The sequence below is a fragment of the Pseudomonas pseudonitroreducens genome (genome assembly GCF_021603645.1).
In the GTDB taxonomy this organism is placed as follows: Bacteria; Pseudomonadota; Gammaproteobacteria; order Pseudomonadales; family Pseudomonadaceae; genus Pseudomonas; species Pseudomonas pseudonitroreducens.
On sequence record NZ_BQHJ01000004.1, the window covers coordinates 413666 to 429488 of the forward strand.

Below are 15823 nucleotides of genomic sequence, written 5' to 3' on the forward strand. Positions count from 1 at the left end.
CCCATGTCCGAAAACCCACTCCTGGAGCGCGCCCAACGCTTCCTTTCGGCGCTGCGCCACTGCCAGTTGCTGGGCATCAGCGCGCATGCCGCGGACGCTTCCGGCCTGACCCTGCGGCTTCCCTACAGCGAAGCCATCGTCGGCAACCCGGAAACCGGCGTGATCCATGGCGGTGCCATCACCACGCTGATGGACACCACCTGCGGCATTTCCACCGTCTGCGTGCTGCCGCAGTTCGAAATCTGCCCGACCCTGGACCTGCGCATCGATTACATGCACCCGGCGCAACCGCACAAGGACGTCTACGGGTTCGCCGAGTGCTACCGGGTTACCCCGAACATCATCTTCACCCGTGGCTATGCCTATCAGGACGACCCCAGCGAACCCATCGCCCATGTGGTCGGCACCTTCATGCGCATGGGCAAGGCGGTATCCGCCGGCACCGTGAAGCGCGATGTCGATGGAGGCCAGGGATGAGTAAGGTGAGCATCGAGGAGATGGTGCGTGCGGCGCACGAGAGCAAGGACTACGACCCGCTGCTGGAGATGATCCCTTACGCCCGGTTGCTTGGCATGCGCTGCCTGCGCCTGGGCGACGACGCCATCTTCCACCTGCCGGCCAACCCGGACAATATCGGCAACCCCACGCTGCCAGCCCTGCATGGCGGCGTGATCGCCGGTTTCATGGAGCAGTCGGCGCTGCTGCACCTGCTGATGTTCATGGGTATCCCACACATGCCCAAGATCATCGACTTCTCCATCGACTACCTGCGTGCCGGGCACTTTCGCGATACCTACGCGCAGTGCCAGGTCTGGCGCCAGGGCCGGCGGGTGGCCAACGTTGCCATCACCGCCTGGCAGACCACTCGCACTGAGCCGATTGCCACTGCCCGCGCGCACTTCAAGGTCGACGGCGCCTGAATGGACACGCTGCTGATCCTGCTCGGCCTGCTGCTGATTCTTGCCGGGTACGTCTGGCTCATCGCCCGCGCTTTCGAGCGCAGCCTGTTCTGGGGCCTCGCCAGCCTGCTGCCGCCATTGGCGCTGCTGTTCGTCCTGATTCACTGGCGCCACGCCCGAAGCGCCGTGGCGCTGGGCGGCCTGGGCTGTATTCCGCTGGTAGTCGGCCTGACCATGCTGGCCAACCAGGACAGCGCGCGCCTGGAGGCGATCCTCCGTCTGGAGTGGCTCAAGCCCGAGCCGGCAGCCAAGCCTGAACTGGCCATCGACCTGCGCGGTGAGCTGAACGGCCAACCCTTCGTGCCCGAGCAGGCCGAATTCATCGACGGTGTGCTCAGCCTGCGCGAAGGCCAGGATTTCTACGCCCACCGCGAAATCCAGGTCCGTCTGGCGGCTCCGCTCAGCGGCCCGCTCCGGCTGGACGTGCTGCCTGACGACAAGGGCCGCCTGCCGGAAATCGAAGTCAGCTGGCTCGCACCCGGTGAGGAATTACCCGAAGCGGTGCGCCTGCAGCGTGGCTACAGCCTGCACCTCGATCTGCGCCCCAAGGCACCCAATCGCATGGAGGGCGCGTTCCACCTGGTGCTGCCGGCGGAAATGCAGACCACCCTGTCCGGTACCATCGAAGTATTCACCGATCGCCTGCGCTATCGCGACGGCACCGTCGACAACCGATTCGATTCCCGCGATACCCTGCGTTATGTGTTGCAGGACTATCTGCAACGTCGCTTTGCCCGCCGTGACGTTGCCATTCTCCACATGCCGACTCTGGATCCGCAGCGGGTCTCCCAGGTCGTTCCATTGACCGTCGAGTTCGCTGGCGAGACGCAGGATCTGCAAGTGACGCTGGAGAAGGACCCGGCACGCGGCTGGGGCGTGCGCGGTGATCGTTTTGCACGACTCAAGGCGGCGAGCGCGATTGCGCCGCCAGCCCCGGCTCCCGCTCCGGTGAAAGCGAGCGCCCCTGTACAGGCCGTGCCGGAAAGCGGTCGCCTGGACCTCGAGCGCCTGCTGGCAACGCCCCAGCGTTACGTCAACCGCAGCATGCGCGTGACCACCGAGCGCGGACGCACCGCCGAAGGCGTCTTCGTCGGGTTGAACGCCGATGGCCGCGTCGTCATCCGCCGGGTCATCGATGGGCCGGGGGAGGCCAGTTATACGCTGCGCCCCAGCGAAATCACCGATATCGAGTTGCCGGCGCACTGACCATGCGCCGATGCTCTGGTATCGATGTGTCGGCGAATTTTCTCCAAACCCTTGAATTGGCTCGGGAAGCCCCCATCTCGCTGACATCGGCCGCATGACGCGGCATTTGTCATCCTCGGAGCGAGAAACAATGAGCGCGGAGACTCAAAAAGAAACACTGGGCTTCCAGACCGAAGTGAAGCAGCTGCTTCACCTGATGATTCATTCCCTGTATTCGAACAAGGAAATCTTCCTTCGTGAACTGATTTCCAACGCCTCCGACGCCGCCGACAAGCTGCGTTTCGAAGCCCTGGCCAAGCCGGAGCTGCTCGAAGGCGGTGCCGAGCTGAAGATTCGTGTGAGCTTCGACAAGGACGCCAAGACCGTCACCCTCGAAGACAACGGCATCGGCATGAGCCGCGAGGAAGTCATCGCGCACCTGGGCACCATCGCCAAGTCCGGCACCGCCGACTTCCTGAAGAACCTCTCCGGTGACCAGAAGAAGGATTCCCACCTGATCGGTCAGTTCGGTGTGGGCTTCTACAGCGCCTTCATCGTTGCCGACAAAGTGGACGTATTCAGCCGTCGCGCCGGTGCGCCGGCCAGCGAGGGCGTGCACTGGTCGTCGAAAGGCGAGGGCGAGTTCGAAGTCGCCACTGTCGACAAGGCGGAACGCGGCACCCGTATCGTCCTGCACCTGAAGGACGGCGAGGACGAGTTCGCTGACGGCTGGCTCCTGCGCAACATCATCAAGAAATACTCCGACCACATCGCGCTGCCCATCGAGCTGCCGAAGGAGCACCACGGCGAAGAGGCCGACAAGCCGGCCGAAACCGAGTGGGAAGTGGTCAACCGTGCCAGCGCCCTGTGGACCCGTCCGCGCACCGAGGTGAAGGACGAGGAGTACCAGGAGTTCTACAAGCACATTGCCCATGACTTCGAGAACCCGCTGACCTGGAGCCACAACAAGGTCGAGGGCAAGCTCGAGTACACCTCGCTGCTCTACGTCCCGGCCCGCGCGCCGTTCGACCTGTACCACCGCGAGGCACCGCGCGGCCTGAAGCTGTACGTGCAGCGCGTGTTCATCATGGACCAGGCCGACCAGTTCCTGCCGCTGTACCTGCGCTTCATCAAGGGTGTGGTGGACTCCAACGACCTGTCGCTGAACGTCTCCCGCGAGATCCTGCAGTCCGGCCCCATCGTCGATTCGATGAAGTCCGCGCTGACCAAGCGCTCCCTGGACATGCTGGAGAAGCTGGCGAGCAACGATGCCGAGGCCTACAAGGGCTTCTGGAAGAACTTTGGCCAGGTGCTCAAGGAAGGTCCGGCCGAGGACTTCGCCAACAAGGACAAGATCGCCGGCCTGCTGCGCTTCTCCTCCACCAGTGACGAGAGCGGCGAGCAGAGCGTGTCCCTGGCCGACTACATCGGCCGCCTGAAGGAAGGCCAGGACAAGATCTACTACCTCACCGGCGAAAGCTTCGCCCAGGTGAAGAACAGCCCGCACCTGGAAGTCTTCCGCAAGAAAGGCATCGAAGTGCTGCTGCTCACCGATCGCATCGACGAGTGGCTGATGAGCTACCTGCCGGAGTTCGATGGCAAGCAACTGGTCGACGTCGCCCGTGGCGACCTGGACCTGGGCAGCCTGGACTCGGAAGAGGACAAGAAGGCCCAGGAAGAGATCGCCAAGGCCAAAGAAGGCCTGGCCGAGCGTCTGAAGGCCGCGCTGGGCGAAGAAGTTGCCGAGGTGCGCGTCTCCCATCGCCTGACCGACTCGCCGGCGATCCTCGCCATCGGCGAACAGGACCTGGGCCTGCAGATGCGCCAGATCCTCGAGGCCAGCGGGCAGAAAGTGCCGGAAGCCAAGCCGATCTTCGAGTTCAACCCGGCCCACCCGCTGATCGAGAAGCTCGATGCGGAAGCCGACGAAGACCGCTTCGGTGAGCTGACCCACATCCTCTTCGACCAGGCCGCCCTGGCTGCGGGGGACAGTCTGAAAGACCCGGCCGCCTATGTGCGCCGCCTGAACAAGCTGCTGGTGGAACTTTCCGCCTAAGCTGAACCAGCCCAAAGCCCGCCTCGGCGGGCTTTGCGTTTTTCAAGTACTCGAGCAACTACACCGACAAGCGAAAGGGGACTACCCGAATGAGCCAGATCAGCGTGCAACCTGTCGCCTACAGCCTCGATGGCGTGTCCTTCGAAGGCCAACTGGTATTCGATGCTGCCAGCAACGCGCCGCGCCCCGGCCTGCTGATGGCGCCGAACTGGATGGGCGTCAGCCAGGGCGCCGTGGACATTGCCCGCAAGGTCGCCGAGCGCGGCTATGTGGTGCTGGTGGCCGATCTCTATGGCAAGGACGTGCGCCCCAATGGCCCGGAGCAGGCAGGCGCCGCCATGATGCCGCTGAAGAACGACCGCGCGCTGCTGCGCAAGCGCATGCGGCTCTCGCTCAAGACCCTGCTGGAGCAGGCGGGCAAAGCGCCCCTGGATACCACGAAGCTCGCCACCTTCGGCTTCTGCTTCGGTGGCTGCTGCGCCCTGGAGCTGGCCCGTGATGGCGCGCCGCTGGCCGCCGCGGTGTCTTTCCATGGCACTCTGGATACGCCGAATCCTGCCGATGCGCAGAACATCAAAGGATCGGTACTGGTCCTCGATGGTGCCATCGATCCTTTCGTGCCGCGTGAGCAGCTGACGGCGTTCGCCAAGGAGATGATCGACGCCAAGGTGGATTGGGCTCTCACCAGCTACGGCGGTGCCGCGCACTCGTTCACCGATCCGCACGCGCAGATCCCCGGCAAGATGCAGTACGACGCCAAGGTGGCGCGCCGCGCTTTCGCGGCGATGTTCGACCTGCTGGAGGAGCGCTTCGGCGCCTGACCGGGTAGGGGGAGGGCGTCGCGCCGCTCCCCCGTTTCGGATTCAGCGCAGCTTGGCCACCTTGAACTCCAGGTCCGGCCAGGCTGGCAGGCCGGCGAAGTCCTCCCGCAGATAGCGCGCCAGCGCGATGATCTGCGCGTTGTTCAGGCTATGGCGGAAAGCCGGCATATAGCCCAGTTCAGGACGGGCGGGGTTGCCGATGCCGTCCAGGATCACCCTCAGCAGATTGTCCGGCGTCGGCGCATACAGGTTGTTACTCACGGCCAGCGACGGCCGCACTCCGTTGAGCTTCGGGCTGTCACCGTCATGGTGGCAGGCCATGCAGGCGCCCTTGAATAGCCGTCCACCGCTGCCACTGACAGGCTGCAAGGTGCCGTAGGTGCGCTGCTCCAGTTCAGCCGCCTGCTTCTCCGGCGAGAAGTCGCCCGGTTGCTCCGGAAGCAGGGTCGCGAGATAGCGCGCCATGGCTTGCAGCTCCGCGTCCGGTTGCTGCGCCAGCCCGGCGGCCACCGACGCCATGGGGCCGGCGGCGGCTCCGTGGTAGCGCGAGAAGCCGTTGCGCAAGTAGTCGTACAGTGTTGCCTGGGTCCAGGGGATGGCCGGCTTGCCGTTACCGTTGAGTGGCGGAACCTGCCAGCCGTCCACGGTTGCGCCGGCGAAGCGCTGCTTGCCGGTGCGCTCGGCGCCCAGTGCGTTGCGCGGCGTGTGGCAGGCACTGCAATGGCCCAGCCCCTCCACCAGATAGGCGCCGCGATTCCAGGCCGCATCACGCTGCGGCTTCGGCTGGAAAGGCCTCTTGTCGAAGAACAGGAAGTTCCAGCCCGCCATCATCCGGCGCTGGTTGTAGGGGAAGGGCAGGCGATTGTCCGGCGTATCCGCCTCGACGGCCGTGCGGCTCATCAGGTAGGCATAAAGGTCGCGCAGATCGTCGTCGTCGACTCGGGTGAAGGCGGTATAGGGGAAGGCCGGATAGAGGTAGGCGCCCTCGCGGGCAATACCCTCGCGCATGGCGCGCCTGAAGGCATCGAAGGACCAGCGGCCAATACCGGTCTTGGGCTCCGGCGTGAGGTTGGAGGTGTAGAGCGTGCCGAACGGCGTCAGCATGGCGCGGCCGCCCGCCAGTGGCGTGCCGCCATCGCGGGTATGACAGGCCACGCAGTTGCCGAGGGCGGCCAAGCGCTGCCCCCGGGCGACGGATTCGGCGCCGAAGCTTTCGCGAGCGGGCGGCTCGATCGGCGCGATGCTCGGCTGCCAGGAGAGGAACAGGCCGAGCATGATGAGAGCAGCCAGCCCGCCGACGATGGCCAGAGACGTGTTTTTCATGAAGATTGCCTCTCCTGCAACGCGGCACGGACCCGTTCAGGGGTGAACGGCGGGCGGGTGAAGCGCACGCCGGTAGCGTCGTACAGGGCGTTGGCGATGGCGGCGGCGCTGGGCACCGAGGTCGATTCGCCGGCCCCCAGCGGCGGAGTGCCGGGACGGTCGAGCAGCAGCGCAGTGATCTTGGGTACTTCCGGGAATCCGAGGATCGAATAGCCACCCCACTCCAGGCTGGTGACGCCGCCGCGGTCGAAGGTGGAGTACTCCATCAGTGCGCGGCTGGTGGCCTGGATCACGTTGCCGTGGACCTGGTGGCGTACGCCATCCGGGTTGACCATCTGCCCGCAATCCTGTGCCACGTGGACATCGGTCACGCGGACTGCGCCGGTGTGCGGCTCGACCTCGACATCCACTATCCAGGCCGCCCAGGCCGAGCCGAAGCCCGGGAAGGCGCTGTGGAAGTAGCGCGCATAGGCGAATCCGCGCCCGACCAGCAGGTTGCCCTGCTGCGCCCGTGGGTTGGGCGAGACGCGCGGCAGCCAGCGCGCGGAGCTGGCCAGTGTGTTGATCAGTGTAATTGCGCGCTCATCGTGCAGGTAGCGCAGGCGGAACTCGATGGGATCGGCCCCGGCCATCTGCGCCAGTTCGTCGATGTAGGACTCGTGGGCGAATACGTTGGGCAATGCGGACACGCCGCGCATCCAGGATGCCCGGACGATGGGCGCGGCGTCATTGCACACCACGCGCATGTGCGGGTAGGCGTATTGCGGGACGGCGGTGCGATCGCCCATCTGCGTCACCTGGGCCTTGGCCTCCACCCGCGAGGTGAGCAGCAGCGCCAGGGTGATGCCGTTGTTGGACGGGTAGCAGGTGGCGAAGTCATAGGCGAGCACGTTGCCGTCACTGTCCAGCCCGCCACGGACGTCGATCAGTTGCGCCGAACCCTTGGGTTCCCAACCGTGTTCCTGTTCGCGCGTCAGTTGTACGCGTACCGGCCGGCCCAGCGCCATGGCAAGCAGGGCAGCGTCGGCGGCCACGTCATCGGCGCAGTTGCGGCCGTAGCAGCCGGACGCTTCCATTCGTATGACTTCGACCTGCTCGGGCGGCATGTCGAGCAGCATCGCCAGGTCGGCGCGCAAGTTGTGGGGGTTCTGGCTGCCGGACCAGACCTTCATCACGCCGTCCTCGAGATGGGCGAGCGCGCAGGACGGGCCGATGGAAGCATGCTGGTGGTAAGGCCAGACGTAGGTGCGTTGCAGCGGGTGGGCGACTTGCCCGAGCGCGGCGTCCATCTGTGCGTCGTCTCGCAGCATGCGTGGCTGCTTGGGGTGGGCGCGCAGGGTGGCTTCCAGCTCGTCGAGTCCCAGTGGGGGCAGCGCGCTCCAGCTTTTCCAGCGCACCTTCAGTGACTGGGCGATACGTATCGCCTGTTCCTCGCGCTCGGCCACCACGCCGACGAAGTCGCCGACCACCACCAGGCGAACGAAGCCGGGCAAGTGGGCGACGGATGCTTCGTCCACTTCCAGCAGGCTCCTGCCCAGCGGCGCGCTGGTGTCGGCGCCGGTGTAGGGCGGGCGCACCACGCGGCCGTGGAGCATTCCCGGCAGGCGCATGTCGTGCACGTACGTCAACCCGCCAGTGACCTTGGCGGGGATATCCAGGCGCGGTACCGAGTGGCCGACCACGCGGTATTCGCTGGGGGACTTCAGCGGTGCGCTGGCATCGATCTTCAGTTCGAAGCGCTGGCCTTGCAGCAGTTCGCCGTAGCCGATGCGGCGCGCCGGTTGGCGTTTGTCGAAGATGGCTCCGTCGGCGCAGCCGAGCTGGCGGATGTTGACCTTCAGGTACTTCGCCGCACGCTGCATGAGGAACTCGCGCGCCTCGGCTGCAGCTCGACGCAGCGGAATGGCGCTGACCTGGATGCTCGAGCTGGCGATGGTTGGGCCCTGGTCGGGGGTGTAGCGCGTGTCTCCCAGCAACAGGGTCACCTGCTTGAGATCGACGTTCAGCTCCTCGGCGACGATCTGGCTCAGGGCGGTGCGGATGCCGGTGCCAAGGTCGACATGGCCGCAGGCGGCGGTGATGGTGCCGTTGCCGGCGATGCTGATGAAGCTGTCGACCTGGTCGAGCGGTAGCGCGCTGTCAGCGCTCTGTGCCAGCAGCGGGCGCGGCAGCTGGACGCTGACCAGCAGTACGCCGCCAGCCTTGAGGAAGTTGCGGCGACTGAGCCGGTTCATGCCGGGTTTCCCTGCCCGCTGTCGTTGCCCGGGCCAGCGGCCCGTCGAACGGCGTTGAGTATTTCCACATGGGTGCCGCAGCGGCACAGGTTGTAGGCCAGCTCCTGGCGAATCTCTTCGTCGCTCGGGTCGGGATTGCGGGCGAGCAGGGCTGCGCTGGTCATGACCATGCCGTTGGTGCAGTAGCCGCACTGTGCGGCCTGTTCGTCGATGAAGGCCTGCTGCACCGGGTGCGGCGCGTCCAGCGTGCCGAGGCCCTCGAGGGTGGTGATCTGGCGTCCCTGGGCCGCGGAGACCGGGGTGATGCAGGAGCGGGTGGCGACGCCATCGAGATGGACGGTACAGGCGCCGCATTCGCCCAGGCCGCAGCCGTACTTGGGGCCGTTGAGCTGCAGATCGTTGCGCAGGACGTACAACAGGGGTGTATCGGCCGCCACGGCGAGCGACCAGGTCCGGCCGTTGACGACCAGCGAGAGGGGATCAGCCACGGGGTGGACTCCTTCCTGAGAGTGTCATGCCCGACACCCTGGCGCAGCGGGGTGAAGGGAAAAGGAAGGAAGTCTTCGGCAACGGCCAGGCGCCAGCTAGGGCGAGCAGGCCGATAGGGCTGTAGGAATCAGGCGATTGGGGCGCCGGTCGTGCGCGCCCCGCCAGGGTTTTGTGTCAGGCGTTGCCGGTAGCGACTGTGGAGGGTTGGTCGACGCGGTAACCCCGTGCGCCGAACCAGACGATGTACAGGTAGCACACCAGCGGCACGGCGAAGGAGGGCAGCAGGCCGATGCGATCGGCAAAGGAGGCCTGCACCAGCGGCATTACGGCGCCACCGACGATGGCCATGCAGAGCAGGCCGGAGCCCTTGCTGGTGAGGTTGCCCAGGCCTTCCAGGGCGAGGGAGAAGATGGTCGGGAACATGATCGAGTTGAACAGGCCGATCAGGATCAGCGCCCACATCGCCACGTGCCCGCCGACGCTCAGCGCTATGCCGATCAGCACGGCGATGGCGACGGCGTTGAAGGCCAGCAGGCGGTTGGGTGCGATGGTGCGCATCAGTGCGCTGCCGATGAAGCGACCGAGCATGGCGCCGCCCCAGTAGAACGACAGGTACTTGCCGGCCTGGTCCGCCGGTAGCCCGGCGATATCCGGCTGCCCCATCAGGCTCACCAGATAGCTGCCGATGGATACTTCGGCGCCGACGTAGCAGAAAATCGCGATCACGCCGAACACCAGGTGGCGATGGGCGAAGATCGATTTCTGCCCGGCGGCGCCATCGGTGGGCTCGCCGTGGTGGATCTTCGGCAGGCGGAACAGGGCGATCAGCACGGCAATCGCAAACAGCAGCCCGGCCAGCACCAGGTAGGGGGTCTTCACCGAGTCCGCCTCACTGGCGGCAGAACTGCCGATCTGCGAGGCGGCGCCGGCGCCGATGGCGAGTATGGTCACCGAGCCGACCAGCGGGCCGACAGTGGTACCCAGGGAGTTGAAGGCCTGGGTGAGGTTCAGCCGGCTGGCCGCAGTCGACGCCGGGCCGAGCACGTTCACGTAGGGATTGGCCGCGACCTGCAGCAAGGTGATGCCCGAGGCGAGGATGAACAGCGCGGCAAGGAAGAACGGATAGGACTGCGAGCCGGCCGCCGGGTAGAACAGCAGGCAGCCGACGCCGGCGGTGGCCAGGCCGACGATGATGCCGCTCTTGTAGCCGACCTTCTCCACCAGCCGGCCGGCGGGGAAGGACATGATGAAGTAGGCGCCGAAGAAGCAGAACTGCACCAGCGAGGCTTCCACGTAGGAGAGGGTGAAGACCGCCTTGAGGTGTGGCACGAGGATGTCGTTCAGCGACGTGATCAGGCCCCACATGAAGAACAGCAGGGTCAGTACGGTGAGGGCGCTGGTATGGCGGTGGGCGGTCGGCTGGTCCATCACGGACTCCTCGGGCCAGAAGTAGCGGGCTTGCCGGTGGCAAGGGTTCAGGGCGGGCGATGCTACGGCAGGGCATCGCGCGAGTCCTCAAGCATTCGCCGGTGTTCGACAGCGCGGCGGCGATTTCCGATCGGTTTCTCTTTGCGACTAGCGCGGCAGCTCGATACGTTGCTGTTCGCCCGGCACCGTCGGCCAGTCATGCGCGGCCCAGCGCTCGCGGGCGCTGTCGATCAGCGCCGGGTCGCTGGCGATGAAGTTCCAGTTCATCCGCCGCGGGCCGTCAAGCGGCTCGCCGCCGATGATCACCGCATGGCAGTCGCCGCAGGCGGAGAGGGTAAAATCCACGCCTTCGGGCAGGACCACCAGCACGTGCGGCGGTAGCGGCTCGTCGTCCAGCAGCGCCTCGCCGTCGATCAGGTAGAGCGCGCGCTCGGGATGTTCGTCCGGGATTGCCAGGGTCGCACCGGCACTGAGCTGCAGGTCCGCGTAGAGGGTCTTCGAGCGCACCGGCACCGGCGACTCCAGGCAGAAGCCGGTGCCGGCGATCATGCGGATGCGCACGCCCAGGCTGTCGCTTTCCGGCAGGCTGGCGCTGGCGTGGTGGCTGTAGCTGGGCTCGCAACCTTCCAGCTCGCGCGGCAACGCCAGCCAGACCTGCAGGCCGTGCAGGCGCGAGCCGCTGTGCAGCAACTCTGCTGGGGTTCGCTCGACGTGGGCGACGCCGCGCCCGGCGGTCATCCAGCTGACATCACCGGGCAGCACGAGCTGGTCCGAGCCGAGGCTGTCCTTGTGCTGCACCTGGCCCTCGAACAGGTAGGTGAGGGTGGAAAGGCCGATGTGCGGATGCTGGCGGATGTCCATGCCATGTTCCGGCGCGAAGCTGCTTTCCAGCATGTGGTCGAAGAACACGAAGGGGCCGACGCTGCGGCGCTGGGCCGACGGCAGGGGCCGCAGGATGGGCACGCCTTCGACGTCTTCGGCGCGCGGGCGGATGGCTAGCAGGCTGTCGCTCATGATGGTGTCCAGTGGTCCGATCCACGCATGATAGACGCTTGGCGCCCGGCCGACCCGTACGGCGTCAAGCTGTCATCAGGCTGTCACGGCGACGTCATAGGCTCGCGCGGACCCCAACAAGGAGCGCGACATGTCCATTTCCCGCCTGCCAGCAGCCCTGGCTCTCTCCCTGGTTTCCGCCTTCGCTTGCTCGGCCTTTGCCGAAGTGCGCGTCAATGGCCCGGTCGAGTACGGCGTCTTCGTCAGCAATTACAAGGATTACCAGCCGGGCGAGCGCGTACTCACCCGCAGCGAGCAAGAGATCGAATCGACCACCCGCGTGCCGGCCAAGCTGGGTACCAAGTTCGGCATGCGCTACCAGCTCAGCGGCAAGCAGGAAGGCGACACGCCGCTGACCCTGTTGTATTTCACCCCCGGCGTGGTGACGCCGGATGGCCAGCGCCACGACAAGTTCGAGGTGGTGCAGAAACTGGTGGTGGGTGCGCCCAGCGATGTGATGGCTTACCAGTTCACCGAAAACCACGAGGTGGTGCAGGGGCAATGGCGCTTCATGGTGTTCCAGGGCGACCGCCTGCTGGCAGAAAAGACTTTCACCGTCGAGTAAGCCTCTCCGTATGAAAAAAGCCCGGCCAAGTGCCGGGCTTTTCTTTACCCGCTGAATGACATGGATTACATCTGCGGATTGGCAGGGGGGAAACAGTTTGTTACTTTGCCTGCACGATAGTCCCAACTCCCGGCGTGCAAACAGAAGAGGAGAGGGGGCCAAGGCGCCCGCAAGCGCTCTGGCAGGAGTGTTACTGCACGGTGGCCCGGCATAGTCCGAGGCGGCCGGCAGCCGAGAAACGAATAAGAACAGCGCCGGCCGCAATGACCGGGGCGATAAATCTTGGCCAAGGAGGTAATGCTGTCTATGAACAGTCGATTGGGTGCGCGCTCGTCCATTTTCTGGGCGCCGCGGCGGGCGGGGGCGGTAATGGGACTCTTGCCGCTGCTGGTGGCGGGGTCGGCCCAGGCCCTGGAGTTCAAGCTGGCCGAGAACGAGATCACCGGCTCGCTGGACAGCACGCTGTCCTACGGCGCCATGTGGCGCGTGCAGGGCCGCGACAAGAACAACATCAGCGATATCAACGCCGACGACGGCAACCGCAACTTCGATACCGGCCTGGTCTCCCAGGTGTTCAAGCTCACTTCCGATCTCTCGGCGAAGTACCAGAACTATGGCCTGTTCATGCGTGGCACGGCGTACTACGACACGCAGATCATGGACAAGCGCAACGACTACTACAGCACCACCGACGGCGTGGAGCGTCCCAGCCAGTCATACCCGCAGGACGATCACTTCACCGACGACACCCGCCACATCGCCGGCCGCGAGGCCGAGTTGCTCGATGCCTACCTGTCCGGCAGCTGGGATGTCGCCGAGCATCCGCTGACTGGCCGTGTCGGCCGCCAGGTGCTGAACTGGGGCGAAGGCGTGTTCTACCGGGGCGGCATCAATACGATCAACCCGGTGGACGCCGCGCGCTTCCACCTCCCGGGTTCCGAACTCAAGGAAGTGCTGGTGCCGGTGGACGCCCTGAGCTTCAACTTCGGCCTGACCGACGACCTGTCCATGGAGGCCTTCTACCAGTGGAAGTGGAAGGAGACGCGCCTGGACTCGGTCGGCACCTACTTCTCCGATACCGACCTGTTCAGCGATGGCGGCGAGACCGCCTACACCACGGAGACCGATCCGCAGATCAAGCAGTTGCTGGCCGGTTATCCCACCGTCGCTTCGCTCGGTCTGCTGGGCAATGGCCCGCACGGGCCGAACGCCTTCCTCGACCCGAACACCGGCACCTTCAAGGTCGCCAACATCGGCAAGGACATCCAGGCACGCGATGACGGTCAGTTTGGCGTGGCGTTCCGCTATATCGCCGAGGAGCTCAACTCCACCGAGTTCGGCTTCTACTTCGTCAACTACCACTCCAAGGAGCCGCAGGTCGCTGTCGATCTGCGCAACTACCAGGGCGTGGACGTCGATGCATTGAACAACCTGCTCGGCCCGCTGGGCCTGGGCGAGGCGGTGCCCGGCCTGGCCACGCTGGACATGGCGAGCAATGCCGAAGCCCGCCGCGATTACGTCGAAGACATCCGCATGTACGGCTTCAGCTTCAACACGACGCTGGGCGATGCTTCGGTCTCCGGCGAGATCGCCTATCGGCCGAACATGCCGATCAGCATCTCCGCCACCGACGACCTGCTCGGCGACCTGCTGACCCAGGGCGTGCTCGGCCAGACCAACCTGTACGACGGCAGCGTCGCCGCCGGCCAGGCCTGTGCCGAAGTCGCCGGCAAGCAGTTGTGCCGTGGCAGCCTGTTCGAGAACTACGAGCGCGCCGAGACCTACAACATCTCGCTGTCGACCATCTACAACTTTGGCCCGCACCTGAGCTTCGACTCGATGACCGGCGTTGCGGAACTCGCCTCCGAACACATCCGCGGCAGCAGCCTGAAGTACACCGCCTGGGATGGCAGCGAGCGCAAGTTCGTCGGTGCCCAGGACAAGGCCTATGTCGGCGGCAACGACGACGACGTACAGATCAGCCGCGACAGCTACGGCTACACCCTGCTGCTCACCGGCAGCTGGAACGACGTCTACGCTGGGGTGAAGCTGTCGCCCTACGCCGTTTACCAGGAGGATTTCAGCGGCAACTCCGACCGTACCGGCAACTTCATCGACGGACGCAAGGCCTACACCCTCGGTATCGACGCCAGCTACCTGAACACCTTCGAGGTCGGCACCCAGTACACCAACTACTACGGTGCCGGCTCCAGCAACTCCATGCGCGACCGCGACAACGTCTCGATCACCGCGAAATACTCGTTCTGATCCGGAGAGGACCATGTACAAGAAGAGTTCCCTGATCGTCCTTGCCACGCTGACGGCACTCGCCGTCACTGATGCGCGTGCTGCCGTCTCGGCCGACCAGGCCGCCCAGCTGAAAAGCAGCCTGACGCCCATGGGCGCGGAAAAGGCCGGCAATGCCGCCGGCACCATCCCCGCCTGGAGCGGCGGCCTGACGTCGGCGCCCGCCGGCTACAAGGGGCCGGGCGCGCACCATGTCGATCCGTACGCCGGCGAGAAGCCCAAGTTTGTCATCACCAAAGCCAACCTAGACCAGTACAAGGCCAACCTGACGGCGGGGCAGATCGCGCTGTTCAATGCCTACCCGGACAGCTACCAGATGCCGGTCTACGAGACCCACCGCAGCGGTTCCGCGCCGCAGTGGGTCTACGACAACATCTTCAAGAACGCCACCAGCGCCAAGCTCGTCGAAGGCGGCAACGGCTTCTCCGACGCTTACGGCGGCGTACCGTTCCCGATTCCGCAGAGCGGCGTGGAAGCAGTGTGGAACCACATCGCCCGTTACCGTGGCACCTATATCGTGCGGCGCTCGTCCCAGGCCGGCGTGCAGCGCAATGGCGCGTACTCGCTGGTGACTTCGCAGGACGAGGCGCTGTTCCGCTTCTACGACCCCAAGGGCAGCTACGACAAGCTCGGCAACACGCTGTTCTACTACATGACCTTCACCACTGCTCCGGCGCGCCTGGCCGGTAACGGCGCGCTGGTGCAGGAGACCCTCGACCAGGTCAAGGAACCGCGCCAGGCCTGGGGCTACAACCCCGGTCAGCGCCGCGTGCGGCGCGCTCCGACGCTGGCCTACGACACCCCCATCGAAGACTCCGACGGCCTGCGCACCGCCGACGACACCGACATGTACAACGGCGCGCCGGACCGCTACGACTGGACCCTGGTAGGCAAGAAGGAAATCTACATCCCCTACAACAACTACCAGATCACCAGCCCGGAGGTTAAGTACAAGGACCTGCTCACTCCCGGCCATGTCAATCCCAAGTACACCCGCTACGAACTGCACCGTGTGTGGGTGGTGGACGGCAAGCTGAAGCCCGGCGCGCGGCACATCTACTCGCGTCGCACCCTGTACCTCGACGAGGACAGCTGGGGCGCCGCCGTGGTCGACCAGTACGATGGCCGCGGGGAGCTGTGGCGGGTGTCGCTGGCCTACCTGAAGAGCTTCTACGAGCAGCCGATGGTCTGGACTGCCCTGGACACCTTCCACGACCTCCAGGCGCACCGTTACAGCATCCAGTGGCTGGACAACGAGGAAACCGGCACCGCCGACTTCAGCCAGCCGGCGCCGGATGATTCCAACTTCAGCCCCTCGGCCCTGCGCCGCAAGGCCTCACGCTAAACCGGCAAACGACAAAGGCCCCGCAAGGGGCCTTTTGTTTTCCGGCGAGGCGCCGGTA

The 15823-nt window shown here is 65.4% G+C and carries 13 protein-coding genes; 8 read left to right on the forward strand and 5 right to left on the reverse strand.

The window, feature by feature from the left end:
- Positions 1-3: 3 nt before the first annotated feature.
- The 5 genes from L6D89_RS12395 (at position 4) to L6D89_RS12415 (ending at position 5021) form a co-directional block, all read left to right on the forward strand.
- A complete protein-coding gene (locus L6D89_RS12395) occupies positions 4-477 on the forward strand; it encodes a PaaI family thioesterase (protein ID WP_236174652.1) in 474 nt (157 codons plus the stop codon).
- Positions 474-920: a PaaI family thioesterase gene (locus L6D89_RS12400; protein ID WP_236174653.1), complete on the forward strand. Its 447-nt coding sequence runs from the start codon at positions 474-476 to the stop codon at positions 918-920. The genes L6D89_RS12395 and L6D89_RS12400 overlap by 4 nt, the downstream gene beginning before the upstream one ends.
- Entirely contained in the window at positions 921-2165 is a 1245-nt protein-coding gene (locus tag L6D89_RS12405; protein WP_236199880.1) for an MFS transporter, read from the forward strand.
- Positions 2166-2295: 130 nt separating this feature from the next.
- Positions 2296-4200 carry a molecular chaperone HtpG gene (gene htpG, locus L6D89_RS12410; protein WP_236199881.1) on the forward strand — a complete coding sequence of 635 codons (1905 nt, stop codon included), beginning with the start codon at positions 2296-2298 and terminating at the stop codon, positions 4198-4200.
- An 89-nt stretch (positions 4201-4289) separates the two neighbouring features.
- Positions 4290-5021 carry a dienelactone hydrolase family protein gene (locus L6D89_RS12415; protein WP_236199882.1) on the forward strand — a complete coding sequence of 244 codons (732 nt, stop codon included), beginning with the start codon at positions 4290-4292 and terminating at the stop codon, positions 5019-5021.
- Between the two features lie 42 nt (positions 5022-5063).
- Here L6D89_RS12415 and L6D89_RS12420 read toward each other — a convergent pair whose 3' ends face one another.
- The 5 genes from L6D89_RS12420 to L6D89_RS12440 form a co-directional block, all read right to left on the reverse strand.
- On the reverse strand, positions 5064-6344 hold the full coding sequence (locus L6D89_RS12420) for a c-type cytochrome (protein ID WP_236199883.1): 1281 nt from the start codon (positions 6342-6344) through the stop codon (positions 5064-5066).
- Positions 6341-8578 (reverse strand): xanthine dehydrogenase family protein molybdopterin-binding subunit, encoded by a 2238-nt coding sequence (locus L6D89_RS12425; RefSeq protein ID WP_236199884.1) that lies wholly within the window; start codon positions 8576-8578, stop codon positions 6341-6343. The genes L6D89_RS12420 and L6D89_RS12425 overlap by 4 nt, the downstream gene beginning before the upstream one ends.
- Positions 8575-9066 carry a (2Fe-2S)-binding protein gene (locus tag L6D89_RS12430; RefSeq protein ID WP_236199885.1) on the reverse strand — a complete coding sequence of 164 codons (492 nt, stop codon included), beginning with the start codon at positions 9064-9066 and terminating at the stop codon, positions 8575-8577. The genes L6D89_RS12425 and L6D89_RS12430 overlap by 4 nt, the downstream gene beginning before the upstream one ends.
- A 175-nt stretch (positions 9067-9241) precedes the next feature.
- Positions 9242-10495 (reverse strand): L-fucose:H+ symporter permease, encoded by a 1254-nt coding sequence (gene fucP, locus L6D89_RS12435; protein WP_236174660.1) that lies wholly within the window; start codon positions 10493-10495, stop codon positions 9242-9244.
- Between the two features lie 147 nt (positions 10496-10642).
- Positions 10643-11509, reverse strand: a complete 867-nt coding sequence (locus L6D89_RS12440; RefSeq protein WP_236199886.1) for a pirin family protein — start codon at positions 11507-11509, stop codon at positions 10643-10645.
- A gap of 130 nt (positions 11510-11639) precedes the next feature.
- Here L6D89_RS12440 and L6D89_RS12445 point away from each other — a divergent pair, with 130 nt between their 5' ends.
- The 3 genes from L6D89_RS12445 (at position 11640) to L6D89_RS12455 (ending at position 15765) form a co-directional block, all read left to right on the forward strand.
- Positions 11640-12113: a DUF3859 domain-containing protein gene (locus L6D89_RS12445; RefSeq protein ID WP_236174662.1), complete on the forward strand. Its 474-nt coding sequence runs from the start codon at positions 11640-11642 to the stop codon at positions 12111-12113.
- 306 nt (positions 12114-12419) lie between these two features.
- The gene (locus tag L6D89_RS12450; protein WP_236199887.1) at positions 12420-14381 is read left to right on the forward strand and encodes a DUF1302 domain-containing protein; all 1962 of its coding nucleotides are present in this window, start codon (positions 12420-12422) and stop codon (positions 14379-14381) included.
- A gap of 13 nt (positions 14382-14394) precedes the next feature.
- Complete coding sequence (locus tag L6D89_RS12455; protein WP_236174664.1) at positions 14395-15765, forward strand: DUF1329 domain-containing protein; 1371 nt, start codon at positions 14395-14397, stop codon at positions 15763-15765.
- Positions 15766-15823 lie beyond the last annotated feature (58 nt).